The following is a 26,686-nucleotide window of genomic DNA, read 5'->3' as shown; positions in this document are numbered from 1 at the left end:
ATTTTCCTCGTTTTTACAGATTTCCTCAATGATTCTCCTCAGCTTTCCCGGAAAGGATCCGGATCATGTCCCAGGGGCTTTCGATCAGATACGCCGGGGCAAAGGCCGCCAGCTCCTCCCGGCCCCGGAATCCCCACAGGACTCCCACCGTGTCCATCCCGGCATTTCTTCCTGTTTCCATATCGGTGTTGGTATCTCCGAAATACAGACAGTTTTCCGGAGCAACGCCCATCTCCTTTGCCGCCTCCAGAGCACCTCTGGGATCCGGCTTCTTCGGGATCCCTTCCCGCTCTCCGACCACCGTGTCAAAAGCGTCCGTTCCGAACACATACTCCACGGTCTTCACGGCCTGGGCGTGGGGCTTGTTGGAGACCACGGCCAGCTTCATCCCCTTTTCCCTGGCAAAGGCCAGGAGCTCCCTAATGCCCTCGTAGGCATGCATCTGGTAATTACAGTTTTCCCCGAAGATCTTCATATAAACCGGGAGGATGGCTTCATAATGGGCCGGATCTGCATCCTTACAGGCCGCCAGCGACCGCCTCATCTGCATTTTATAGCCGTCTCCCACAATGGTCATCATCTGCTCCTCAGACAGAGGCCCCAGCCCGAACCGCTCCAGGGACTTGTTGGTACAGTAGGTCAGCGCATGGATGGAATTCACCAGGGTTCCGTCCAGATCAAAGATCATAGCGCCGTAATCCGTACATTTTTTCATGTGCTCATCTCCTTACAGGGCCTTAGTATATCATAAGAAGGAAAGCCAGGCAAGAAAATCTTGCCTCAGTCCCTGGCTCCCGGAGGATCCCTCTGTCCGGAAGATTTCGTTAAATTCATATCAATCTTCTGCGATTTCCTTGCTTTTTTCTGGTTTCTATGGCAGAATACGTTGACCAATGGGATCGTTAATTTCTTAACGTATCTCTGGAGATCCGCAATCGTTCCGCTATGTGTCTTCCTGTCCGGATCTTCCCATGGCTGAACGGCCGCGAAAACGATAAAAGGAGTCACTGAATCATGGAAACAGCACCAAAGCACCGGGGATCCTGGAAGGAATTCCTAAAGAGAAAGCAGATCAATTTCACCGTACAGACGTACTTCATCGACGCCCTGGGGGCCATGGCCTTCGGCCTTTTCGCCTCCCTCCTGATCGGGACCATCTTTTCCACCATCGGGGAAAAAACGGGCGTGGAGGTTTTCAATACCATCGCCTCCTACGCCAAAGGGGCCACCGGAGCCGCCTTGGGCGTATCCATTGCCTATGCCTTAAAAGCGCCGCAGCTGGTTCTTTTTTCCGCTGCCACCGTGGGGATCGCAGGCAATGAGCTGGGCGGGCCCGTTGGCGCTCTGGTGGCCACCATTGTGGCTGCGGAGCTGGGAAAGCTGGTGTCCAGGGAGACCCGTGTGGACATCCTGGTCACTCCCGGCGTTACCATCATTTCCGGCGTCTTTATGGCCCAGTTCGTAGGCCCCGGCGTATCCCGGTTCATGACCCTGTTCGGAGAAATGGTCAAGACTGCCACAGAAATGCAGCCCTTTTTCATGGGGATCCTGGTATCGGCTCTCATCGGCATTGCCCTGACCCTTCCCATCAGCAGCGCGGCCATCTGTATCATGCTGTCCCTGGACGGCCTGGCCGGAGGAGCGGCCACAGCCGGCTGCTGCGCCCAGATGGTGGGCTTTGCCGTCATGAGCTTTAAGGAAAACGGCTGGGGCGGCCTTTTGGCCCAGGGCCTGGGGACCTCCATGCTCCAGATGGGAAACATCGTGAAAAACCCCAGGATCTGGATCGCTCCCACCCTGGCGTCCATGGTCACCGGCCCCCTGGCCACCATGGTCTTTCAGCTGGAAAACATCCCGGCAGGCGCGGGCATGGGGACCTGCGGTCTTGTGGGCCCCATCGGCATCTATACCGCCATGTCCGGCGGAGGCCCCAGGATGTGGGCCGGGATCCTCATGATCTGTTTCATCCTTCCCGCCGTCCTCACCTGGATCTTCGGAGAGCTCTCCAGGAAGGCCGGATGGATCCGTGAGGGAGATCTGAAGCTGGATCTGTAAACAGCCTCCATAAAATACTTCGGCCGTCCAGGCATCATGCCCGGGCGGCCTTTTTATCATTTTCCATCATTGATCCTGATTCCGGGTAAACTCCCCTACTAAATACACGATCCCAAGAACTGCCGTCAGAATAAGCCCCAGATACAGCGCCCAGAAGATCAGCCTCTGCCGTCCCGCACAGAACAGGAAGACACTGATCACCGCCGCCCATAGTAGCGGAGCCCAGAAAAATTTTGAAAGACGGAATAAAGCACCGATCACCTTCATTGTATTCCTCCTAGTATAATAATGGTGTAGTCAATGATGACTACAGATTAATAGTTACAAAGTCTAAATGAATAACTGAAGGAGGGATTCTCCTCTCCATCAGAAGTTATTGTTCCTTACCGTGTCTGAGACTTCCATAATGCACCAGGCCAGATCTTGAGGTATAATCACTGAGGCAGGGCAATTGACGTTTCCTCCTTGGGACCCGGCTTTCCGCCGGGAAAACCTCTTAGAAAGTCTGTCTGTCCATTCGGTGGTGATTTATGGTTTGGCTGGTTGGGAAGCCTCAGGCTATACCTGTATAAGCCGCTAGGTTGTGTATCCACCTTTTGGAAATGGATGCCTGCCGGAAAGGATATTTTACTATGCATTACAAAAGATTACTTACATGGATTGACGGCAGTTCTTCTTACCTCTCTGTCGGCCTCGCTGTCACAAAAATAAAGGAAGCGCAAGAGACGTATTCTCTCAAAAGCCGCTGCTTCCTTGAGTCTACCGGGATCTACCATATCCCGCTCCTGTGCTTCCTTCGTGATAAGGGGTTTGACTGCTCCGTCATTAATCCTATCATCACTAAGAATAGCACAAATATCAACATAAGGAAACTGCATAATGATAAATTCGACTCGAAAAAGGCTGCCCTTGTTGGTCTCAACGTTTCTCTTAAGACTTCCATCATCCCAGAGGATTCCATCGTTGATCTGAGAAACCTGGTCCGTGATTACTATTATTTCAAGGATCTCCAGTCTGCTGTCGCTCTCAAACTCACTGCGGAACTGAAAATGTCTTTCCCCGCTTATGCGAAAGTCTTCAGCAAGGTCACCACACAGTCTTCCTTAAAGCTGCTAAGCTCTTATCCTCTTGCCGGGGACATGCTTGAGGCTTCTAAAGACGATATCGTGGAGACCATCCGTAGCACGGCACGTTTTGGCGAAGCTTATGCACTGCGTAAGTATGACGCCGTCATCGCTGCCGCACAAGATGCTTCTGTTTTCGGCAGGGCACTTCCCAGCAATGCTGTCCGCATCCGCCTTTATATTGATACTTATCAGGAATACCAGAAGCATCTGGACGCACTCCTGAAGGCGCTCCATGAGACGGTGGAACGGCTGCAGGATACTTTGATCTACGACCAGATCTGCCTTCTGCAGTCCCTGCGCGGAATCGGTTTCTTAAGCGCAGTCGTCCTGATCGCGGAGATGGGGGATTTTAAACTTTTTCCTTCCCCGAAAAAACTTTACGCTTACTTTGGGCTTGACCCTGCCGTCAAACAGTCTGGAAAACTCAATGGCGATAAAGTCCATATGTCCAAACGCGGTTCCAGCCTTGCCAGACGGGTTCTTCACATGGTCGCACTCAATAACGTAAAGGTTGATAAAGGAAGCGGCACACCTGTGAATCCTGTCATTTACGACTACTACACAAGAAAGTGTTCTGGCAAGAAAAAACCAGTAGCAATGGGCGCTGTCATGCATAAGATCTGCAACATCATCTTTGCCATGCTTCGAGATAACAAACCTTTCGAGATCATCACTCCGGAAGAGCACTGCCAGCGATTCGCTGCGGAGTATCCAGACAAGATACGGAAAGCCGCATAATCAACACGGTACTCTCAATATTTCGTTCGCGACCAATCCAATATATCGGAATGGTCTGTTAAGGTTACCCTTTTTTCGCTGCTGTAAAAAATTTAACTTTTTTATATCACCTCTTGACATTTCTTAGCTGGACTCTCGTGGATATGGTCTGTATCCTGATTATACCATGTCCTCCGGACATGCTGCCCCTCTGGGAGAATTGAGCGCCTGGATTTCTGCGGTGAACGCAGAAACCAGATGCGCGATGGTATAATGTCTGCTTTGCAGACATTATACCATACAGGATCCCCCATTTCTATCCCTGTTTTATTGACTTTCCTCATGAAAAACTATATAATTTTTCCATGGGAGGATACCCCCCCCCAGGAATATTTATAAGGAGGTACAAACGTATGAAAAAGCGATTTGCCGCCCCACTGGCGGCAGTGCTGGCGATGAGTATGGCGTTTTCATCGCTGGCGGCAGTGAAACTGGACACACCGGTCGTACGGTGGAGTTCCAAACGAGAGGCTCTTCCTGAGTGGAAGCGGGTGGAGAATGCCAGCAATGAATACCAGGTGGAGGCGTTCCGGGATGGGGAACGCACATACAATTCCCACCACACATTTTCCTCCACAGGCTCCCGCGAATGGCTGAAATCCAGCGGATTTGTCAACAAATTGAAGGACTCTGGAACTTATACCTTTAGAGTTATGGCGCTTGGAGATGGTAACGATACCCTAAACAGCGACTGGTCCGAGCTTTCCGCTCCCTGGACATTTGAAAAGTCTTCCGTATCATTAGGGAGTCCAGTCAATCTTCGTTGGGATGGCACCACAGCCTGTTGGGATACTCCGGAAATTCCGGCAGAATATGCATCCTATTTCAAAGGCTATGAAGTATATCTTCTGGCTGATGGTCAATCCTGGAGTGGATACTCCAATGTACAGAACACCAGCCAGGATCTGGCTGACAACATGACAAAGGAAGGCGCAAAGGAATACTCCTTCTCCGTCCGCGCCGTCAGCAATACGCCGTCCAAGATCTTCCATAGTGAAACCGTTTACGCAGATGATCCCTACAAGCCAGGCGGCGCTTCCGACAAGGTATCGGGTACTCTTGATAAGATCACTTCCGGCGATATTCCCATGGACCAGGCACCGGATGCTTTAAAAGAAAATATCAAGGACGTCCAGGTGGCCATGCAGTCGGATCCGGACGTTCTGGCCAAGGTTGAAGCCCTGGAGCAGCAGTACATAAAGGATCAGAATGTGACCCTGGAACAGAATGTCACCTCCAATGAGGTGAGCATCGACCACAGCCAGGTAAAGGTGATCGGCGCTGCCTTAAACGCTGCGGCAGCCGGTTCCACCGTTTCCTTCAATATCGGAAAGCCTCATAAGGACGCAGTTGTGGATGCCATGAGATATAAAAACACCATCCAGGTGGATTTCAGCCTCAGCGGAGCCGTTCCGGAGCTTAAGGTTCCGGTACGCATCACCGTTCCGATCCCGGAAAATGTCAATCCAGAATTCTTCCATGTGCTCCACTATTCCAATGACGGAACGTATGAAGATATCTGGCCGCTGGAGATCGACCGGGAGGCCCGCACGGCTTCCTTCACAGTGACCCACTTCAGTACCTTTGTGCTGGCTGAGGAAAGAACCGAAGAGGATAAGCCAGGTACTGATCCGGAGTTTCCAGATTCCATCGCCACCCCGTCCAACGCAAAGGAGTTCCAGGCTCTGGCCGATGCCCTTCCCAATGACCTGGCTGGTCTTCCCCAGGAGGAGCGGGACGCCGCAGAAAGCGCCCTCTGGAAGCTGGCAGAGGCTCTGGATAAGAACGACGTCCAGAAGGCCATGGCCGGAAAGTCCGCAGAGCCCACTGTGAAAAAGCTCTCCTTCCTGTTTGACTCCCTGGGCGTGGGTGCAGCCATGGATGTCCAGTGTGCAGAGCCGCTGGAGGGAATGGACTACTATCCCCTGGCCTTCGCCCCGGACCATGGCTCCATCACGGGCCTCCGGGCAGAGCTTTCCAATATCTCCACGCCCAGCAACGCCAGCCGGACGTATTCCTTCGACCTGGAACTTTATAAGACCACAGAGGGAAGCGCCCGATCCGCAGAGGGAACTGAAACAAAGGTCACTTCCCTGCGGACTCCGCTGAAATTCTACATCTCCATGCCCGACGGCTTCGAGGATGTGGCGAACGAAAGCGATACCCTCTGGTATGACGAAGAGACCGGCTGCATCGTGGTCTACACCAATGATCCTGGAAGGTTCACCGTAAAGCTCCGCAGGGAAAACAGCGGCTCCGGTTCCTCCGGCAGCTCCGGCGGCGGCTCCAGCAGAAGCGTCCGCGTGGATCTGATGAACCAGTCCCCAGAGGGCGGAAAGTGGTCCAAGGATGGAAATATCTGGCGCTTTACCTTTAAGAACGGGATCCTGGCCCAGAGCTGCTGGCTCTATATCAACAACAACTGGTACTACTTCGGCAGCAACGGCGATATGGCCACCGGATGGTTTAAGGACAACTTAAACAACTGGTACTATCTGACTCCTGCCGGAGCCGGAACAGAGGGCGCCATGGTCACCGGATGGCAGCAGATCGACGGACGCTGGTATTACTTCAATGAGAAGAGCGACGGCTTTTGCGGCACCATGTTATCCAATACCACCACTCCCGACGGCTACACCGTAGACGGAAGCGGTGCGTGGATCCAGTAAAAAACAGATCTTGTTTCATCCGCCCGGGCTTTGTCCCGGGCGTTTTTTATATCATCGAGAAGTGCGCCCTATGACATAAAAAACGCTCTGCGGGGATCGCCATGCGGCGAAAGGGAATTATGCCGCAGATCTGCCCCTCCACATCTTTCTGCCCTCTCTAATTTTCCTCTCCCATTCCCCGGCCTACCAACTATATGCTCTCCTAGCTTCATATTCCCCCCTCCCGTATCGTCAAAAATTTTGGGCAAAAATCCCTCCTTTTTTCCATGGTGCCCAAAAATCGTGCGGAAATCCTGGATTTTCACCGGATCTTCCTGCGGGATTGGACATATATCTCTTTTTTCCCTGTATATGCCCAAAAACTGCAGGAATTTTGGGCATAGCAGAAAAAAAGTCTATTCTATGCCCAACAACAGGGCCTGTGTGAAGTGGTATGAAGTGGTAAGATAAAAGTAGACACCACCCCAAAAATAGTAGACAATAGAAATAGTCTTTTATTCTATAGATTCTTATATTATACAGGAGGTATCACATATGCTTACCAAAGAAGAACGCATACTCATTGGGAGAAGAATTGTAGAAGGTGAAATAACCGTTCATGACGCAGAAAAGGAATATCACATTTCTCGTTCTTCTGCGCAGTAATACGCCACAATCTACTTTTCGTTGACTAGTGCACTGTGAAGCTAAGGTGCGCCCCATAAGGCGGGTACACTTCCCCCTGTCCGCAAAAGGACCGGCCTTCCGGCCGGTCCCAGCAAAACAGCTTCTTTTATTTTTATTCGTACCGCAGGGCGTCGATGGGATCTGCCTTGGCCGCCCGGGAGGCCGGATAGATCCCGAAGAAAATTCCCACCACTGCGGAGAATCCCACAGCCAGGAAAATGATCCCAGGCTTTATGACCACTGGAAGTCCCAGGGCCATGCCGCCCAGGGATACCACGCTCACCGCCAGCACCACGCCGATGATGCCGCCGCAGGCCGAGAGGATCGCCGATTCTGTCAGGAACTGGATCAGCACGTCCCGGGTCCTGGCTCCCAGAGCCTTCCGGATCCCGATCTCCCGGGTCCGCTCCGTAACAGAGACCAGCATGATGTTCATAATGCCGATGCCTCCCACCAGGAGAGAAATGGCTGCGATCCCGCCCACAGCCGCGGACAGGGCTCCCATCATACTGTCCACACTGCCCATCTCATCCACCGCCGTCTGGCTGTAAAAGTCCTCTGGCTTCCTGTCCTTCTGTTTGGCGATATACGCCATGAGCCGGTTCATGAAATCCGTCATATCCACATCGTCCGCCGCGAACAGACGGCAGGAGTAAAAGTTATCATTGGGCCAGGTGAGGATCGTATAGGGGATAAAGGCCGCTCCCGTATCGCTCCCAGTCCCCATCATCAGCGCCTGGAAGGCGTTCATCTCTTTTTTGTAAACGCCCACCACCGTATACTCGTCTGTCTCCCCGTAAACGGTCATCCGCAGGCTTTTCCCCACGGCGTTTTCCGTTCCGAACAGCTTCTCGGCGCTTTTTGCCTCCATCACCAGGTTTTTCCTCCGGCCCAGCACATCTCCCTCGTTGAGATAGCGGCCGTAGATCACATCCACTGGCTGTACTTCCTGGTAATTATAGTCGATGCCGGTAAATTCAAACTTCATTTTCGTACGGCCCGCCTGTACATCTGTGCTCAGATACGCACTGCTGTCGATGTAAGCCACCTCATCCCCGAATACCTCTTTGATCTTATCCAGATCATCCAGGGTGAAATAATCGGTCATACGCACATCATCGATCCAGTAGCCGATCTGGATATAGGCCTGGGTGATCCCCACGTCCTTATAAAGATCCTGGAACAGTCCCCGCATGGTATCGCCGATGGACACAATGGAGATCACAGAGCCAATGCCGATGATGATGCCCAGCATGGTGAGGAAGGAACGCATCTTATTGGCCTTTATGGCGTGGAAGGCCATGGCCATATTTTCGATCAGCATACGGCCTCCCCCTTTCTCCCGTAAAGTCCCCGGGTGTGGATCACTCCGCTGCCAGGCGTGGGATTTAAGTTTTTCTCATCGCTGATGATCTGGCCGTCGGAAAACCGGATGATCCGGTCCGTGAAGGCGGCGATATTTTCCTCATGGGTCACCACCACCACCGTGGCTCCGGCCTTATGGAGCTCTGAAAAAATCTCCATGATCTCAATGGAAGCCGCCGTATCCAGGTTTCCCGTGGGCTCGTCGGCTAAGATCAGCGGCGGCTCGTTGGCCAGAGCCCTGGCGATGGCCACCCTCTGCCTCTGGCCTCCGGACATTTCATTGGGCATGTGGTCTGCCCTGGCTCCCAGGCCCACGCATTCCAGAAGCTCCATGGCCCGCTCCGCCCGTTTCCTCTTGGGGATCCGGGCATAGGTCATGGGAAGCTCCACATTCTTTAAGGCCGAGGTCCTGGAGATCAGGTTAAAGGACTGGAACACGAAGCCGATCTTTAAATTCCGCACCGCCGAAAGCTCGTTGGGATCCAGCTCCGCCGTGTCGATGCCGTCCAGATAATAATGGCCCATGGTGGGGCGGTCCAGACAGCCCAGGATATTCATGAGGGTGGATTTTCCCGAGCCGGAATGGCCCATGATGGCTACAAACTCCCCCCGCCGGATGGTCAGGCTGATCTTTTTCAGCCCCAGGACCTTAATGGCTCCGGTATCGTAGATCTTCACCAGGTTTTCCAGGCGGATCAGCTCCTCATGGACGTTTTCTGTCATATAGGGAGAAAGCTTTTTGTCTCTGATTCCAAACACATCCATTCCCCCCTTACTGCGCCATGGCGGTCACGGCCATGCCCTCCGTCAAGCCCTCAGAGGGAGCGGCCACGATCTGGGTCGTCTCGTCCAGCTCCTCGCCCTCGCCGGGAAGGATCTCCAGCTCCACATCTCCCTCAATGCCGGTCTGCACAGGGACCTCATGGATCATGCCGTCCTTCACTGCCAGCACCATGGAAACTCCGTTCCGTTCCGTCACGGCGGCCACTGGCACCGTCAGGGCATCCTCCTTTTCCTCCAGGACGATCTGGGCCTTGGCTGTGATCCCGGCAATGAGCTTTGTGTTCTCATCCATGATCCGCACCTTTGTGGGGATGACCCGCTCGGTGGAGCCGCCGCCCTTTTCCTCACCGGTGGGGGAAATGGACACCACCTGGCCGCGGACCGTTTCTCCGTCCAGGATATCTGCGGAGATCTCTGCCTCCTGGCCCACAGCCACCTTTCCGATGGAATACTCGCTGACCTTGATCTCCATTTCCAGAACATCCAGATTTTCTATGATGAATAAAGGCTCCGAGTCCTCCACTGAATCGGCGAACCGGCCCACCTTGGTGTTGACCCGTACCACCGTGCCGTCGATGGGGCTGGTGATCTGGGTATCCGCCAGCTGCTCCTGCTTCTTCTCATACTCAAACCGGGCCTTTTCCACCTGGAGCCGGTAGGAATCCCCTGCCACTGCCTGGCCATTCTTCACCTCATAGGAGGCAGCCTGGCGCTTTGCATCGTTTAAGCCGTTTTCCGCCGTTTCCAGATCCACCAGGGGCACGTCCCCGCTGTCATAGAGGACCTTGGTCCGGTTATAATTGTCCTGGGCCGTTTTCAGATCCTGGACCGCCTTGGCATAGCCGTTCCTGGCGTCCCGGTCCTGCTCCGCGCAGGTGCTCACTGCCAGATCGTAATCGTTTTTTGCCATGGCCACTTCCTTTTTCAGGTCTGTATCGTCCAGGACTGCCAGGACCTGTCCCTTTGTGACCTTATCGCCTTCCTTTACAGGGATCTCCAGCACCTCTGCATGGAGATTGGATACCACGTCCACACTGTCGGTGCCGGAAACCGGACCGCTGACCGAAAGCCGGTTCTGGATCTCCTTTCTCACCGGCGTCACCGTAGCTGCTGTGGGAAGACTGGGCTCGCTGCCGCCCAGGACCTTTACGGCTCCAATGCCCAGGACTGCCAGGACCGCCGCCGCCAGGAGAAACTTCTTTTTTCCGCGCTTTTTCTTCCCGGCCTTCTTTCCTCCTGTTCCGTTCATCATCTCCTCCAGCTGCCGGTCAAAGGCCGCGTCCTCCTGCGGTGCTTCCGGGGCCGCCTCCTTCTCCTCCGCGTCCTGTCCTTTTTCCCTGGACATTTCCGCTTCCTCTCTGGTCTCCGTCTCCCCGGGTACATTCATTCCCTGTCCCTGGGCCAGTGTTTTTCCTTCCGTTTCATTCATTCTGTCGTCGTGTCTCATGTCTGTATGTCCTCCCACCGCGCTGTTCTCTCTTTCTCTCTTTCAGTGTCAGCTTCAGTATAACACGAGAACTTTTCTATTCTTATGCGTTTTCCTTTCAGTTTCTTTCAAAATTCTTACGATTTTGCGTCAAAGCCCGGGCAAAATTCCACAATGGCACAATGATCAGATAAAATGCCAGACACAGACTGGCCATGGGTGCGCCTATGGTGGAAATGGGCACGTTTCCTGCAATGGACCAGGGCACCAGGGCCGCCATGAGGACCACCGTGTCCTCCAGGGCCAGGGCCCGTTTTTCCTTGTCCGGCTCCGCATCCTTTGTGAGCTGGTCGGTCAGAATGATCGCCAGGGTCTGGTTAAAGGAGATCATGGAGGTGACCACAGAGACTGCCAGGATCCCGCCGAAGGGCGTGATCCTCCTGCTGACGGCCTCCACGTACCTTTTGATCCCCAGAAGAAGGCCGGTACCCTCAAAGATCCCCGCATAGGCCGAGGAGATCCCCACGATCACCGACACCTGGACCATGGAAAGGAAGCCGCCTCCGTTCATCATGGCCGCTAACTGCGGGTCCTCTGACCTGTATCCGAAGATCATGAGCCTTATGAGCTCATGAACAGTCATTTTCTGGAATACCAGACAGCACACCGCCGCCGCTGCCGCACTGGCCAGCAGGGTATATTTCACCTTTGCGCGGAAGGCCGCCATCACCAGGATCAGAAGGGCCGGAACCAGAAGGATCCAGTGCAGGGTAAAATGTCCAGAGAACATGGTCTTCACATCCATGGCTCCGCTTCCTCCTCTGGAAAAGGCCCCCAGGGCCAGATAGGCTGCACAGGTCAGAACGAAAGGAACCAGGCAGGACCGGAGCATCCTGCGGATATTTCCGTACAGATCGGTCCCGGTCAGCTCACTGACCAGAAGAGCGCTGGTGGACACCGGGGAGCACCGGTCCCCGAAAAAGATCCCCGATACCACCGCCCCGCCTGTAAACAGAGGATTCACGCCCATGGCCGATCCCATGGTCATACAGACCACGCCCATGGTGGCCGCCGTGCCAAAGGATGTGCCCGTCAGCACCGAAACAGCACAGTTTAATAAGAAGCTCAGCAGTAAAAAGCCCGAAGGATGGATCAGTCCCGCCGAAACGGCGATGATCTCCGGAATGGTCCCGGCGCCTCTCCACAGGGCCGTCAGGATTCCGATCAGAAGAAAGATAAACAGGATCCGGATCACAGTACCAAGACCGGACCAGGACATTTTAAGAAGTGAAGGGACCGAATATCCCTTTTTCATCCCATAAAGGATAAAGATCACATATCCCGCTATGAGGGCGGCGGCCGTTGGGACCCCAAAGGCCACGCAGAACATCAGAACGGCCACGAAGGCCAGCATCACAAGGTTTTCCAGCATCATATTTTCCTCCCGTAAATCAAATACAGAGGCCGGGGACAAACTTGATGTCCTGGCCTCTGTCCTTGCATACAGTATAAAATAAGCTGCCGGATCTGTCCAGTGTGTTTACTGGATCTCAAAGGATCCGTCTTCCGATACGGAAATGGAGGACTTATAGAATTCCTCGAAGGCTTTTACCATATACTCCATATCCTTAGCGCCTGCAGTCTCATAAGAGGAATGCATTGCCAGCTGGGGCAGTCCGATGTCCACGGTATTTAAGGATACCTTGGAGTTGGAGATATTGCCCAGAGTGGAGCCGCCTAACATATCGGAGCGGTTTAAGAAGTTCTGGTAAGGCACGCCTGCACGGTCGCAGAGACAACGCATTACGGCTGCGGAAACAGCGTCGGTGGTATATTTCTGGTTGGCGCTGTGCTTGATCACGATACCGCCGTTTAAGTACGGACGGCTGGTGGGATCTGTCTTATCCGCATAGTTGGGATGGACCGCATGGCCGTTGTCGCCGGAGATCATGAAGCTGGCTGCCACGGCTGTCCAGTATTCCTCCTCGCTTCTTCCCATGGAAAAGTTGATCCGGCGGAGAACATCGTAAAGGAAGGTGGAGCCTGCGCCCTGCTTCGTGCCGCTGCCCACTTCCTCGTTGTCCATTACGCAGAGAACGGAAACGCTCTTCTCGCTCTGGCTCTTTAAAAAGCCCTTCATGGATGTGAAGGCGCACTGAAGGTCATCCAGACGCGGCGCGGAGATGAATTCATCCTCTGCGCCCCATACTCTTCCTTCCATTCTGTCGTAAAGGAACAGGTCGCTGCCCTTGATGTTCTCCTTTTCCACTCCTGCCTCAGCGGCGATCATGGACAGGAAATCCGTCTTGGAGCCATGCATCCGGAATAAGGGGAGCATGTCCTTCTGGAAATTGTACTTATATCCGTCATTGACATCCCGGTTCATATGGACAGCCAGGCTCGGGAGCATTAAAATATCCCGGTCTACGGCCACAAGCTTTGTCTCCAGCTTATTTCCATCCTGCACGATCACACGGCCGGCCACAGAAAGGGGTCTGTCAAACCACGGTCCGCAGAGCATTCCGCCATATTTTTCCACATTTAATTTTACATACTGGTTCTCCACGTTCATTTCCGGATCTTCCTTGATCTTTAAGGACGGGGAATCACTGTGGCTGGCGGCGATATTGAAGCCGGTAAATTCCTTACAGGGAACATGGAACGCGATGATGGCGGATTTATTTCTTGTCACATAATAGGTACCGCCTTCCTTTAAGTTCCATACGCTGCCCTCGGAAAGCTTTTCAGCTCCGGCATTTTCCATATATTCTTCCATAGCGGCAATGGCATGGAAGCTGGTGGGGCTTTTTTTAATAAATGCAAATAACTCTTCGTTTAAATTGTTATACATGATTTCCTCCTATATGATTTACATGCCTTCCGACTGATATTCTACCATCCGGCCGTCCCTTTTTCAAGGGGTTTCGTCCTTCCCCGGTCCGGGACACCGGACCGCCGGGGATCAGGCCAGATGGGTGTGGACGTATTCCTCTTTCACATCCTCCGGCACCAGTCTTCCTCCGGTGGCCCAGGCGATGTGGGTGATGTTTTCCTGCTTTTCCTCCAGTCCCTGGCTCTTAATGTAATCCCCAAGACGCTCCGGAACCTCTGCAAAGGCAAAGGCGGCACAGGAGGAGGGCTCGATGAACACACCTTCTGCTTCCATCAGATCCCGCATATAATCATAGAGCACTGCGTCTCCGGTGGTAAAGATCCCGCTTAACATGGGCTCCATGAACTTGCCGACAAAGGCGGACGGCCGTCCCACTGCCAGTCCGTCGGCGTGGGTCTTTCCGGAGATGCCGAAATCCTGGACGCAGACCTGGTCGTGGAGTCCCGTGGCCATGCCCAACAGCATACAGCAGGAATCCACCGGCTCTGTAAAGAAGCAGTGGACATTGTCACCGAACACGGTCTTTAAGCCATAGGCAATGCCGCCTGGCGCTCCTCCGATGCCGCAGGGCAGATATACGAACAGCGGGTGATCCTGGTCCACGAAAACTCCGGCCGCCTCCAGCTGCTTCTTTAACCTTCTGGGAGCCACGCTGTATCCCATGAACAGATCCCTGGAATTTTCGTCATCCACAAAATAGCTGGTGGGGTCGCTGTCGGATTCCTTCCGCCCCTGCTTTACGGCTTCCCCATAATCGGACTCATATTCCTTCACCGTGACACCCTTGCTCCTTAAAAGATCCTTCTTCCACTGTCTGGCGTCATGGGACATATGGACAATGACCTTAAAGCCCAGCTTCGCGCTGATGATACCAATGCTTAAGCCCAGGTTTCCTGTGGAGCCTACCTGGATCGTATAACGTCCAAAGAAATCTACAAATTCCTGGGAAGCCAGGATGGAATAATCGTCCGTGGTCTTTAAAAGCCCGTTTTCAATGGCCAGGGTCTCCGCATACTTTAAGATCTCATAGATCCCGCCCCGGGCCTTGATGGAGCCGGCAATGGCCAGCTGACTGTCCTCTTTTAAGTAAAGCCTTCCGGCAAGCTCACAGCCATGGCGCTCCTTTAAAAGCTCCTTCATCTTCGGGATCTCCACAAACGGAGACTCGATCAGTCCGCCGTCCTTTTCAGTTTCCGGGAACTGCTTCTTGATATACGGCGCGAACCGCTCAAGCCTCGCCTCTGCATCGTCAATATCCTCCACCGTCACCGCCAGATCCTTTGGCAGCTCCTTCATGGATACCAGGCGCGGATTGATCCAGCCCACCGGCTTCTTTTCCACAGCCGCTGCGATCTCCGGTACCCGGGCTTCAAACTCTTTCCGTTCTCTTAAGTCCATTGTCCTTACCTCCTGATTATAAAGTCACCCCATCCTGCGGCCTTTTCCTCCGCAGTATGTCAGTTTCCATTATAATGGGAGAACCCGCTTTTTACAAGACCTCCCGTCATATTGACCCCTGGGTTTTCATAAGCTGTAACAAACAAAGAATCCCAAAGGAACTGACCCATGAGCTCCAAAACAAAAATCGTTGTCCTCCGGATGAAGGAGATCATCTACACTGCCATCTTCATCGGCCTGGCCATCTTTCTGATCCTGCTGTTTTTCTTCATGTTCTGTTCTGAAAAAGAAGCTCCGGCTCCCACTGCCGAAAGCGCTTCCCCGGCCGTTTATGCGCCGGGAGTCTACTCGGCCTCCTTATCCCTGGGCCGCCAGAACGTAAACGTGGAGGTGGCCGTGAGCCCGGACCGCATAAGCGCCGTGACCCTGGTTCCCTTAAGCGACTCTGTGGCCGCCATGTATCCTCTGATGCAGCCGTCCATGGATGCCCTGTCCGCCCAGATCCTGGAAAGCCAGTCCCTGGAGGGCCTTGAATATCCCGCAGGCTCCCAGTATACCTCCATGGCTCTGATGAACGCCATAAAAACCGCGGTTGCAAAGGCGGCCCTTCCAAAGGAAGCCCCATAAAAGGACTTGACAATTCCGGATCCTAAGGTTATACTCTTCACTATGTTAGCATTTTACCATGATAAATTGCTAATTTATAAAAATATCAAAATACCACAAGAAGGAGGATTTTCCCATGAGGAAAGTAAAATTTTTCGCATCTCTCACTGCCCTGATGACCCTTTCCGTGGCTGCGCTCACCGCATGTACCACCGCTGAGGCATCCACCCATCATACGGTCTCCCAGACTGGCGGTGAGAGCGTCCATTCCTCCCGTCTTGACGCAATCTTAGAGAGGGGATATATCGAGGTGGCCACCGAGCCTTCCTTTGCCCCCAACGAATTTATCGACACCACAAAAACCGGCCAGGACCGGTATGCGGGCTCTGACATCCAGCTGGCCAACTATATCGCCAACGAGCTGGGAGTGGAGCTGCGCCTGAAGCCCATGGATTTTACCACCGTGCTGGGAAGCATCACGTCCGGGAAATATGACCTGGCCATTTCCGCCCTGGCCTATACGCCGGAGCGGGCCGAAGCCATGAACCTCTCCAAAGGATATTATTTCGGCAGTGAGGATCCCCAGAAGGCCTACGGCCTCCTGATCCGCCAGGAGGATGCCGGAACGATCACCGGTGCAGGAGATCTAAAAAACAGGACCATCACCGTACAGAACGGCTCTCTCCAGGAACTGTTCGTAAAAGAACAGCTCCCGGACTGCGGAAAGCTGAATCTGGTCTCCTCTGCCAATGACGCCTTTCTGATGGTGCAGACAGGCCGTGCCGACGCTGCGGCCGCCTCGCTGAAAATGGCACAGCTCTATCTGGATTCCACCCCGGAAAGCGGACTGATGATCCTTCCGGATTTTTACTTTACTGTAGATGAAAGCACCCAGGGGATCCGGATCGGGATCCCCAAAGGCGAAGACGAGCTGACGGATCGGATCAATGAGATCATCGACATGGTGCTGGAGCAGGATCTTTACAACCAGTGGTATGAGGAATCCCGTGAATACGCCAAGTCCCTTGGACTCAATCTGTGATCTTTCCCGTCCCCCTCTGGATCCGTCCGGAAAGTGCCTCCCCTGCGGAAGCCGTTCTGGGCGGTTCTTTTTTCCTTTTTCTCTCCTATGAAATATTCTTGCCACCAAATTTCTCTTATGCTACAATGGAATCATGAGACCGGGCAGGCGTTCTCTGCCCCATCCATGGATACCGGACTGTTTTTTCATGACGCGGTCCGGCATCCGGACCTGTACGTTAAATCTGTATATCCTATTTATAAGGAAGGAAAATGAATATGAATCGAATCGATCCCCAGTCCTGGAAAGCCGATCTGCCGGAATTCAGGGAAAAAACAACTGCCTTTTATGCAGGCGATCTGGACAAAATGGCCTATAAGGGCTTTTCCGGCCTGTATGGAAGCTACGCCCAGAAGGGCGGAAAAGCCAGCATGCTGCGTCTCCGTATGACTGCCGGCCGCGTTACCAGAGAAAAATTGGCCTTTGTTGCAGAAGCGGTCCGTACCCACAAGGTATCCCGGATCCACTTTACCACCTGCCAGACCATCCAGCTTCATGACCTCCAGCAGGAAGCCGTTTTTGATATTATGGAACGGGCCCTGGACTGCGGGATCGTGACCATGGGCGGCGGCGGAGATTTCCCGAGAAACGTCATGTGCTCCCCTCTCTCCGGTGTGGAAAAGGACGAGTATTTCAACGTTATGCCCTATGCGGAGGCGGCCGCCGACTATCTGATGAACTTCATCAAGGCTGAAAAAATGCCCAGAAAATTAAAAGTGGCCTTCTCAAGCTCCCCGAAGAACCTGACCCATGCCACTTTCCGGGATCTGGGCTTTGCAGCCAGACCTGATGGAAAGTTTGACGTTTACAGCGCCGGAGGCCTGGGAAACAATCCCCGCTTCGGCGTCAAGGTCGCTGAAGCCGTGGAGCCGGAAAAGATCCTTTACTATGTAAAGGCCATGTGGCTCACCTTCCGCGCCTACGGAAACTATGAAAACCGCGGAAAGGCCCGCACCCGTTATATGCAGGAGATCTTAGGCGGACCGGAAAAATATGCCGAGGCCTTCCTGGAAAAGTTAAACCAGGTACTGGCATCCGGTGAAAACCTGGATCTGGCCGTGGCTCCCTGGGATATCTCCAAAAAGGGCAACGGCTCCACTGCCTGCGGCGCCCGTGTGATCCCCCAGAAGCAGGACGGCCTCTATACCGTAGTATGGCATCCTCTGGGAGGCCAGCCTGATCCCGTTGCCTTCTGTTCCCTCAGTGATCTTCTGGCTGATATGGAAGACGCTGAGATGCGCCTGGCTCCCGATGAGACCGCTTATATCGTAAACCTCACCGGAGACGAGGCAAAACTGGTCCTGGCTGCCACTGGTGATGGTGCAGAAACCTTATTTGAAACATCCGTAAGCTGCATCGGAGCCAGCATCTGCCAGGTGGGCGTCCGCGACTCCCAGGCTCTCCTTTCCGCCTGCGTCCATGCAGTACGGGAAGCCGGGATCCCCGACGGAGCCCTTCCCCAGATCCATATCTCCGGATGTCCCTCCTCCTGCGGAACCCACCAGACCGGTGCCATCGGCTTCCGCGGCGGTGTGAAAATGGTGGACAAGAAGCCTCTTCCGGCCTTTGTCCTCTATGTAAACGGAAACGAGCTCCAGGGCGGAGAGACCATGGGCCGGGAGGCCGGAACGATCCTGGAGGACCAGATCCCAGCCTTCTTAGTGGAGTTAGGAAAGACCGTGGCTGCCTCCGGCATGACCTATGAGCAGTGGGCCGCCAAGGATCCGGCTGCCATCGACGCAGTCGCAGCCCCCTATATCCAGTAGGTTTTCAATAAAAATATCTGATATAAAAAGCGGCAGTCCGGGCGGATAAAGATCCTGCCCGTCTGCCGTTTTTTCTTTTCTCTCCGGAACCTTATACCTCCCAGTCGGAATCCAGAAAGCCTTCTCCATACACCTCTTTGGCCTCGGAAACGATCACAAACGCATCCTCGTCGATGCCGTAGATGATCTTTTTCGCCTTATAAAACTGCTTCCGGTCCACCACACAGATCAGGGTCTCTCCCTCCACCTTGGCGTAGCCGCCGCGGCTCTTAAAGAAGGTACAGCCCCGGCCCAGATGCTCCATCAGCTGGTCGCCGATCTCCTGGACCTTGGGGGACATCACCGTCACCATGGTACTCTTATTCATACCATAAAGCATGATATCGATCACATAGGTGGACACCACCATATTAATAAGGCCGTAAAGACCGGATTCGATATTTCCGAACACCACCATGGATGCGCCGATGATCACCATATCCGTCAGCATCACTGCCGTCCCCGTCTGCATATGGGGCCGGTACTTCTGAAGCAGCTTGGCTGCGATGTCACCGCCTCCGGTGGTGGAGCCGCGCATGAACACCACGGCCAGACTGGCTCCCATAAGCACGCCGCCAAAAATACAGGACACCATCTTGTCTCCCGTATAGACCGGCACATAAGGCGTGATGATGAAGTCCAGGATCACCGTCAGCACCGCCACTGTCTTCAGGGTCTTTATGGTCCGCCCCTTCCCCAGATAGATCCATGCAGCGATCAGAAGCGGGACATTCACTGCAAACGTCAGGATACCGATGGGCAGGGAGGTGAACCGGTTCAGAAGGATGGCCAGGCCGGTGGCGCCTCCAGGGGCGATGTCGATGCTGTCGATGAAGCAGTGGAGAGCCACTGCCTGTAAAAATCCACCGGCAATATCATACAGAAAATCCAGCCATAGTTCCTTCACTCTTCCTCTTATTTTTGTCATGCCCCTTTCATTCCTTTCCAGATAATAGTGAAAACACTCTCTTTCAGTATAGCAAAATGCCGGACATACGTCAACGAGGGGACAGTTCCCGTCCCCTCGTTCCGCTTCTATTCCTATTTTTCCCTGATTTTCCTCTAGTCTCTCAGGATCTCCGAGATCTTTTCGATCATCTCGTCCTCCTTCAGCCGGAACTTGATCTCCACCCGCCTGGAAGCGTCCATGTCCACCTGAAGCTCCGCTCCCGGAGCCTCTGCGGTATACACCGGGTTGCTGAAGGAACGGCCGTTGACCGTCAGCACCTGCTGGAGCCTGGCGATCTCCGTCTCGTTTAAGCCGTTGCCGGAATCCAGACAGAACCTGGCCACAGAATTGGCCCGGTTATAGGAAAGCTGCTGATTGCTCAGATAGCTTCCCACCGTATCCGTATGGCCCTCGATGATGATCTCCGCAATGTAATCCTGGTATTCGTCCCTTAAAAGAACGCCCAGGTACATGGGGATCGTTTCCCTGAGGGTCTGTTTGCTGGCATCCGTCAGAACGGCGCTGTTATAGTTAAAAAGCACATCCGAGGAGAAGGTAATGGAGCCGGTCTGGGCATCCACGGACATGGCAGAGTTATTGAAGGCCGACTGAAGGGCTCCGATGATATCTGTGCGGATCCCCACAATATCCTGGAGCTCACTCTTCGTTACCTCCAGCTCATTCTGGGCATCCTCGATCTCCAGATACGCCTTATTTAACTCCTCTTCTGTCAGAGCTGCCTGGGCGTAGGCCTCCTGGAGCTCTGCCAGGGACTTATTCAGTTCCTCGTTGGAAAGCTCGATCTTTGCCCGGAAATCCTCCAGCTCCAGAGCCGCCTGGTCCAGCTTGGTCTGGGCTGCATTGAGGTCCAGCCTGGCCTGGTCCAGGTCCACGGTCTTCTGGCGGTAGATGGAAAGGGTGATGGCGATGATCAGCACAAACACCAGAAGCAGCGCTGCCATCATATCCGAGTAGGACTGCCAGTAGCTGTGTTCCCCAAAGGCCTCCCTGTTTTTTCTTCTATTTTTCATACAGATTCCTCATTTGATGAAAGGTGTGGATCTGGTTTCCCACGTCTTCAGTCATCTCCCGGCAGGCTGCTGCCAGGTCCTCCTTCTGCTCCCGCAACTCTCTGGCAAAGGCCACCTGGCGCTCCATCTCCTGAGCCACCGAGGCCTGGAGGGCACGGCTGGAATCCAGAAGCTTCTCTGCTGCCTCCGTCAGCTGTCTGCCGGATTCTGCATAGGCCATCTGGGCCTCGCCGGCAGATCTCATGGTATCCCCCAGACTGGCAAAGCTGGCTCCCATAGAGTATTCCAGTGTTTCCATCACCTGGGCCACGATCCGCTCCACGCCACGGGTCTGCTCCTCGGCATTTCCCTTTAAAAGCTCCATGATCTTTTTCATGGAATCGGCCATTCCCGCCTGGTACACCAGCATGGAAGCGGAATTTTCCCGCTCTGACACCGGCTGGGGAAGAACGCACTGACGGAAGGCTGCCAGAAAGCCGTCCATCTTTCCATAAGCGTCTGCCATCAGGCTCCGGTATACAAAATTAAATACCAGAGAGAAGAAAATACCGTATACCGATGTGTGGAAGGCCACCTTCATGCCCGAAAGCAGCGGGCCCACATTGTCGGAAATGGTGTAGATATCGTTTCCGTTGAAGGATCCCAGTCCCATGGAAAGCCCCAGGAAGGTTCCCAGGATGCCAAGGCCGGTGAGAGTCCCGCCCATGGCCGAATTAAAGTGGGTCATGCCCGCCTGGTCCAGCAGATCCTCGTTTATGTACTCCTCCACATCACAGACAGAGGTATACCCGTACCGGGTCTTTAATGTCTTCATCCGCATCAGGTACTTTCCAAAGGCATCCTTTAAAGCCACATCCTGGAACAGCTCCTTGCGTTCACAGTAGCTGGCCCACAGGTTCTTTTCCCCTGCCTCTTTGTATTCTTTCTGGATCTCCTCTGTGACCCGGACCAGCTCGTCGGTGCACCGGTTAAGCCTGGCAAAGCTGAAACCGCAGATCACGAACAGGATCCCTATCACCAGAAGGAATACGCCGTTGATGGCCAGGTTCAGGAACGATGCCACATTTCCCGTAAAGATCCCATTGACATAAAGAACAAACGCCGTAGCCAGAATATACAGCACGAACAAAATATAATACAATTTATTTCTCTTCATCCCCCAACTCCTATCTGTGCCGAAACACGAAACATGATCTGCCAGTTACAAAAACTTCCGTTGATTTCCAACTTTCACTCTTAATTTACCATATTTTCCTGGAATCAACAAGATATTATCCGAATTATTATAGAATTTTTCCTCAAATCGTAAGATTTTTCCCTTATAAAGCAGAAACCGGGAGACAGCCTGTGACCTGGCCGTTTCCCGGTTCCCATTTAACCGATCCATTCCATCTAAAATTTATTTTTTTCTGGAATCCACGTATTTTTTGATATTTGACGCATTAACAAATTTTCTGATCTCTCCATCCTTTACAAGCACCAGTGTAGGCGCCTGCATGATCCCATAGGCGTCGGAAAGCTCTGGATTTTCTTCTGCATCCACCACCTGGTACTGCTCATCCTTTAAAAATTCTTTGGCGATCTTACAGTTTGGGCAGGTCTTGGTGGTAAAGAGGAAAGCGCCGTTTCCCTGGGGGATCATGGACGGCTCCTTGGCCTTCCCTTCATTTCCGGCCTTTCCCTCATTTCTGGCCTCCTGGATCTCTTCCCTGGCCTGATGGATGGCCTGGGCGATCTCCCTGGAAGCCTCCGGGGATCTCTTTAAGACGGAATGGCCGATGTCGTACATCTTTCTTTCCTTATACTCCTGGGTCTTTCCATCGTTCCAGTTCTGGACCGGACGGTAGTAGCCGGTGATCCGGCTGTAAACCTCTGCCTTTTCCCCGCATACGGGGCAGGTGAAGTGTTCACCGTTCAAGTAGCCGTGTTCCCGGCAGATGGAGTAGGTGGGAGACAGCGTATAGTAAGGAAGCTTATAATTTTCTGCAATGGTCCGTACCAGCTTGGCCGCTGCCTTCCAGTCGGGCAGCTTTTCGCCCAGGAACGCATGGAACACCGTACCGGAGGTATACAGGGTCTGCAGCTCGTCCTGGATATCCAGGGCGTCAAACACATCCGCTGTATAGGATACCGGAAGGTGGGAGCTGTTTGTATAATAGGGCGTTCCATCCTTCTCACACCCGGCGGTGATGATATCCGGATATTTTTCCTTGTCATGTCTGGCCAGACGATAGGTGGTGGACTCCGCCGGAGTTGCCTCCAGGTTGTACAGATCGCCGTACTCCTCCTGGTAGATCACAAGACGGTCCCGCATATGGTTCAGCACGTTCTTTGTAAACCTCTGGGCCTCCGGGCTCACCAGATCCTTCCGGATCCACCGGGCATTTAAGCATGCCTCGTTCATACCGATAAGACCAATGGTGGAGAAATGGTTCTTAAAGGTGCCCAGATACCGCTTGGTGTAGGGGTACAGGCCGCCGTCCAGAAGCTTTGTGATCACTTCCCGCTTGATCTTTAAGGAGCGGGCCGCGATGTCCATCATATGGTCCAGACGCTCGTAAAAATCGTCTTCATCCTTTGCCAGATATGCAATCCTGGGGATGTTGATGGTCACAACGCCCACAGAGCCTGTACTCTCTCCGGAACCAAAGAAGCCGCCGGTCTTTTTCCGCAGCTCCCGCAGATCCAGGCGCAGGCGGCAGCACATGCTGCGCACGTCGCTGGGCTGCATATCGCTGTTGATATAGTTGGAGAAATACGGAGTGCCGTATTTGGCGGTCATTTCAAACAGCAGCCGGTTGTTCAGATTGTCGGACCAGTCGAAATCCTTTGTGATGGAGTAAGTAGGGATCGGATACTGGAAGCCGCGGCCATTGGCATCTCCCTCGATCATGGTCTCAATGAAGGCCCGGTTGATCATATCCATCTCCGCCTTGCAGTCTCCGTAGGTGAAGTCCATTTCCTTTCCACCTACGATAGCCGGCATATTGGCCATATCGTCCGGCACCGTCCAGTCCAGGGTGATGTTGGAGAATGGAGCCTGGGTGCCCCAGCGGCTGGGGGTATTGACGCCATAAATAAAGGATTCGATGCATTTCTTCACTGCCGGATAGTCCAGGTGGTCCGTCCGTACAAAGGGCGCCAGGTATGTATCAAAGGAAGAAAACGCCTGGGCTCCGGCCCATTCGTTCTGCATGATCCCCAGGAAATTCACCATCTGGTTGCACAGCACGGAAAGGTGCCTTGCCGGGGAGGAGGTGATCTTTCCAGGGATCCCGCCCAGTCCCTCCATGATCAGCTGCTTTAAGGACCAGCCGGCGCAGTATCCGGTAAGCATGGACAGGTCATGGAGATGCAGGTCTCCGCTCCTGTGGGCCTCGGCGATCTCTGTGTCATAGATCTCCGACAGCCAGTAGTTGGCCGTGATCGCCCCTGAGTTGCTTAAGATCAGTCCGCCCACAGAATATGTAACTGTGGAATTTTCCTTCACACGCCAGTCCTCTACCTTCACATAGCTGTTCACCACATCCTTATAATCCAGGATGGTGTTTTTCATATTGCGGATCCTCTCCCGCTGTTTTCTATATAAAATATAAGCCTTTGCCACATCCGTATATCCGGTCTCCTCCAGCACGTGCTCCGCGCTGTCCTGGATCTGCTCCACAGAGATCCTTCCGTCCTTCATCTTATTCTGGAAATCTGCCGTTACCCGGAGGGATAAAAGCTCCAGGATCTCATTGTTGTAGTCCTTTTTTGTGGCTTTAAAGGCTTTCTTGATTGCTTCTGTGATCTTCCCTAAATTAAAATCCGCGATCTCACCATCGCGCTTGATGACCTGTATCATCTATATTCCCCTTTCTTCGGATATCGCCAATGTCGTATTCCCTATTATAGCAGAGCCGAAATAAAAACACAATATCTGGTTTTCTTATTTTTATCATAAACCAGATATTGTGTAGTTATCCACAGGTTATCCACCAGGTATGTGCATATCCCTTTCTGTATCTCTCTTTACCGGTACAGCTCCTCAAACAGCTCCACCGGCACGTAGGCCGTCACATGGATCCCGTCCTCCTTATATTCCTCTGACAGGAGGCGGCCGTTTTTCCGGATCCGCTGGATCCGCCCGGCCTCTGCATAGGAGAACACCTTTTCAAAATAGATCCTCCGGCTCCGGAGGATGGTCTCCAGGACGCCCAGAAGGTCCGGGAGCCCCTCTCCCGTCTTTGCAGAGATCTTCACCCGGTAATCGGCTGCCATATCCCGGCCTGCGGTATCGGCTCCCTCCCGGTCGATCTTGTTGAACACAGTGACGATCTCCTTATCTGTGATCTCCAGCTGGCGCAAAGTCTCATAGACCACATGCATCTGCATATCCATCTGGGGATTGGAGCAGTCCACCACATGGAGGATCACATCGCTGTACTTTGCCTCCTCCAGAGTGCTCTTAAAGGCTTCGATCAGATGGTGGGGGAGCTTCCGGATAAAGCCTACCGTATCCGTTAAAAGGACCCGCTCGCCTCCGGGCAGGGTAAGGGCCCGGGTGGTGGGGTCCAGAGTGGCGAACAGCTTGTCCTCGGCCAGGATCCCAGCCTGGGTCAGACGGTTTAACAGCGTGGATTTTCCCGCGTTGGTATAGCCCACGATGGCCGCCGTCAAGGCCCCTCCGTTTTCTCTTTTTTTCCGCACCACCTCCCGGTGGCGCTTCACATCCTCCAGCTCAGACTTCAGCTGGCTGATGCGCTCATGGATCAGACGCCGGTCCACCTCCAGCTTCTTCTCTCCCGGTCCCCTGGTGCCGATCCCTCCTCCCAGACGGGACAGGGAATTTCTGAGCCCCACCAGGCGCACGGCCCGGTACCGGAGCTGGGCCAGCTCCACCTGGATCTTTCCCTCCCTGGTCCTGGCCCGGGATGCGAAAATATCCAGGATCACCATGGTGCGGTCCATGACCTTCGTATCCAGGGCGTCCTCCAGGTTTTTAAGCTGGGCCGGGGAAAGCTCGTCGTCACAGATAATGCCTGTGGCGTCCAGCTCCCATAAAAGCTCCTTCACTTCTTCGATCTTTCCCTTCCCCAGATACGTCCCTGGATGGACGTTCTCCCGGTTCTGGATCACCTTTCCCACCGTAACGGCCCCCGCCGTAGACGCCAGCTCCTCCAGCTCGTCCACCGAGGCGGCCGTATCATCGTCCTCTCCGGTGCTCACGGCCACCAGGATCACCCGTTCCTCCTGCTCCTTTAATTCAATCATTTCTGCCATGAAAAACTCCTATCTCGTCTTCAAAAAGGCGATCTCATGCTCCGCCGCTTCATCGCTTCCAAACTCTTCCGTATATGCCTGGAACAGCTCCAGAGCCTTCTGGTACTGGCCCAGATGCTCAAAACAGACCGCCTGGTTGAATTTAAGCTCCCGGACTGCCGTCCGGTCCGAAAGAGCCAGGCCTGTCTCACAATAGCTGAGGGCTGTTTCATAGTCCCCTGCCTTGATCTCCGCCATGGCCAGGCGGTTATATACAGAGGTACCGGCCTTCCCCGACTGGATCAGCTCCGTATAAACGGCGTCTGCCCGTTCCTGATCGCCGGAATCCAGGTATGCCTCTCCCACAGCCGTCATGGCCTCTGCGAAGCCCGGGGCCGTTCCGTCCTCGTCCAAGGCCCTTCCCTGCTCCAGCTTTTCCCAGGCTCCGGCGGAATCCCCAGCCTTTGCCAGGGACAGAGCGGCAAAATAGCCGTATTCCGCCCGCTCTTTGTCGATCTGGCTCAGGATATCATACGTATGGGCGGCAGCTTCATAGTCCTTAAGACCATATTCGGCTTCTGCCCGGTATTTCAGGATATCCACCTCAAAGTCTGTGACCCGGTCTGCGTCCTGGATCAGCGCTTCAAACTGGTCCAGGGCCCCTTCGTAGTCGCCGCTTTCTAAAAGGGCGATCCCGTTTTCCCGGGCGGTCTTCTCCTCCTCTGTAACTCCTTTGCAGCCTGTAAGAAGGAGCGCCGCTGCTGCCAGGACCGCCAGCGGTCTTAAGTGTTTCCGGAAATTCTGTTTCATATGC

At 53.7% G+C, this 26,686-nt stretch carries 19 protein-coding genes and 1 pseudogene; 6 read left to right on the top strand and 14 right to left on the bottom strand.

The window, feature by feature from the left end; genetic code table 11:
- Window positions 1–25: 25 nt before the first annotated feature.
- Entirely contained in the window at window positions 26–715 is a 690-nt protein-coding gene (locus OCV69_RS06475; protein ID WP_158356971.1) for an HAD family hydrolase, read from the bottom strand.
- A gap of 299 nt (window positions 716–1,014) precedes the next feature.
- On the opposite strand from OCV69_RS06475, the gene OCV69_RS06470 reads away from it, so the two are divergent.
- Window positions 1,015–2,055 (top strand): PTS sugar transporter subunit IIC, encoded by a 1,041-nt coding sequence (locus OCV69_RS06470; RefSeq protein WP_158356970.1) that lies wholly within the window; start codon window positions 1,015–1,017, stop codon window positions 2,053–2,055.
- A 66-nt stretch (window positions 2,056–2,121) separates the two neighbouring features.
- Here OCV69_RS06470 and OCV69_RS06465 read toward each other — a convergent pair whose 3' ends face one another.
- Window positions 2,122–2,322: a hypothetical protein gene (locus tag OCV69_RS06465; protein ID WP_158356969.1), complete on the bottom strand. Its 201-nt coding sequence runs from the start codon at window positions 2,320–2,322 to the stop codon at window positions 2,122–2,124.
- A 425-nt stretch (window positions 2,323–2,747) separates the two neighbouring features.
- Between OCV69_RS06465 and OCV69_RS06460 the strand changes: the two are divergent.
- Window positions 2,748–3,920, top strand: a pseudogene (locus OCV69_RS06460) (IS110 family RNA-guided transposase); the annotation flags it as partial.
- A gap of 392 nt (window positions 3,921–4,312) precedes the next feature.
- Entirely contained in the window at window positions 4,313–6,628 is a 2,316-nt protein-coding gene (locus tag OCV69_RS06455) for an N-acetylmuramoyl-L-alanine amidase family protein (RefSeq protein WP_262563027.1), read from the top strand.
- 778 nt (window positions 6,629–7,406) lie between these two features.
- On the opposite strand, the gene OCV69_RS06450 is transcribed toward OCV69_RS06455, so the two are convergent.
- The 6 genes from OCV69_RS06450 to OCV69_RS06425 all read right to left on the bottom strand — a co-directional run bounded on the left by OCV69_RS06450 (window position 7,407) and on the right by OCV69_RS06425 (window position 15,159).
- Window positions 7,407–8,618 carry an ABC transporter permease gene (locus tag OCV69_RS06450; protein WP_158356966.1) on the bottom strand — a complete coding sequence of 404 codons (1,212 nt, stop codon included), beginning with the start codon at window positions 8,616–8,618 and terminating at the stop codon, window positions 7,407–7,409.
- Window positions 8,612–9,382: an ABC transporter ATP-binding protein gene (locus tag OCV69_RS06445; protein WP_262427985.1), complete on the bottom strand. Its 771-nt coding sequence runs from the start codon at window positions 9,380–9,382 to the stop codon at window positions 8,612–8,614. Before OCV69_RS06445 ends, OCV69_RS06450 begins: the two co-directional genes overlap by 7 nt.
- A 49-nt stretch (window positions 9,383–9,431) precedes the next feature.
- On the bottom strand, window positions 9,432–10,889 hold the full coding sequence (locus tag OCV69_RS06440) for an efflux RND transporter periplasmic adaptor subunit (RefSeq protein WP_262427948.1): 1,458 nt from the start codon (window positions 10,887–10,889) through the stop codon (window positions 9,432–9,434).
- A gap of 97 nt (window positions 10,890–10,986) precedes the next feature.
- On the bottom strand, window positions 10,987–12,303 hold the full coding sequence (locus OCV69_RS06435; RefSeq protein ID WP_262427947.1) for a Na+/H+ antiporter NhaC family protein: 1,317 nt from the start codon (window positions 12,301–12,303) through the stop codon (window positions 10,987–10,989).
- A gap of 105 nt (window positions 12,304–12,408) precedes the next feature.
- Window positions 12,409–13,719, bottom strand: a complete 1,311-nt coding sequence (locus OCV69_RS06430) for a M18 family aminopeptidase (protein ID WP_158356964.1) — start codon at window positions 13,717–13,719, stop codon at window positions 12,409–12,411.
- Window positions 13,720–13,830: 111 nt separating this feature from the next.
- Window positions 13,831–15,159, bottom strand: a complete 1,329-nt coding sequence (locus OCV69_RS06425) for a D-serine ammonia-lyase (RefSeq protein ID WP_158356963.1) — start codon at window positions 15,157–15,159, stop codon at window positions 13,831–13,833.
- 168 nt (window positions 15,160–15,327) lie between these two features.
- Between OCV69_RS06425 and OCV69_RS06420 the strand changes: the two genes are divergently transcribed.
- From OCV69_RS06420 to OCV69_RS06410, 3 genes are all read left to right on the top strand, one after another.
- Window positions 15,328–15,786 carry an FMN-binding protein gene (locus OCV69_RS06420; protein WP_158356962.1) on the top strand — a complete coding sequence of 153 codons (459 nt, stop codon included), beginning with the start codon at window positions 15,328–15,330 and terminating at the stop codon, window positions 15,784–15,786.
- Window positions 15,787–15,901: 115 nt separating this feature from the next.
- A complete protein-coding gene (locus tag OCV69_RS06415) occupies window positions 15,902–16,807 on the top strand; it encodes a transporter substrate-binding domain-containing protein (RefSeq protein WP_158356961.1) in 906 nt (301 codons plus the stop codon).
- A gap of 257 nt (window positions 16,808–17,064) precedes the next feature.
- Window positions 17,065–18,612, top strand: a complete 1,548-nt coding sequence (locus OCV69_RS06410; protein ID WP_158356960.1) for a nitrite/sulfite reductase — start codon at window positions 17,065–17,067, stop codon at window positions 18,610–18,612.
- A gap of 91 nt (window positions 18,613–18,703) precedes the next feature.
- On the opposite strand, the gene OCV69_RS06405 is transcribed toward OCV69_RS06410, so the two are convergent.
- From OCV69_RS06405 to OCV69_RS06380, 6 genes are all read right to left on the bottom strand, one after another.
- A complete protein-coding gene (locus OCV69_RS06405; protein WP_158356959.1) occupies window positions 18,704–19,579 on the bottom strand; it encodes a YitT family protein in 876 nt (291 codons plus the stop codon).
- A gap of 134 nt (window positions 19,580–19,713) precedes the next feature.
- The gene (locus OCV69_RS06400; protein ID WP_158356958.1) at window positions 19,714–20,631 is read right to left on the bottom strand and encodes an OmpA family protein; all 918 of its coding nucleotides are present in this window, start codon (window positions 20,629–20,631) and stop codon (window positions 19,714–19,716) included.
- Window positions 20,621–21,787, bottom strand: coding sequence for a MotA/TolQ/ExbB proton channel family protein (locus tag OCV69_RS06395; RefSeq protein WP_158356957.1), 1,167 nt, complete (start codon window positions 21,785–21,787; stop codon window positions 20,621–20,623). Before OCV69_RS06395 ends, OCV69_RS06400 begins: the two co-directional genes overlap by 11 nt.
- 243 nt (window positions 21,788–22,030) lie before the next feature.
- The gene (locus tag OCV69_RS06390) at window positions 22,031–24,475 is read right to left on the bottom strand and encodes a ribonucleoside triphosphate reductase (RefSeq protein WP_158356956.1); all 2,445 of its coding nucleotides are present in this window, start codon (window positions 24,473–24,475) and stop codon (window positions 22,031–22,033) included.
- A 167-nt stretch (window positions 24,476–24,642) separates the two neighbouring features.
- Window positions 24,643–25,893 carry a GTPase HflX gene (gene hflX, locus OCV69_RS06385; protein WP_158356955.1) on the bottom strand — a complete coding sequence of 417 codons (1,251 nt, stop codon included), beginning with the start codon at window positions 25,891–25,893 and terminating at the stop codon, window positions 24,643–24,645.
- 9 nt (window positions 25,894–25,902) lie between these two features.
- A complete protein-coding gene (locus OCV69_RS06380) occupies window positions 25,903–26,682 on the bottom strand; it encodes a tetratricopeptide repeat protein (RefSeq protein ID WP_158356954.1) in 780 nt (259 codons plus the stop codon).
- Window positions 26,683–26,686: the final 4 nt, after the last annotated feature.

The sequence above is a fragment of the Alitiscatomonas aceti genome, assembly GCF_025567195.1.
GTDB lineage: Bacteria > Bacillota > Clostridia > Lachnospirales > Lachnospiraceae > Alitiscatomonas > Alitiscatomonas aceti.
This window is presented reverse-complemented; position numbering and strand designations above follow the sequence as displayed.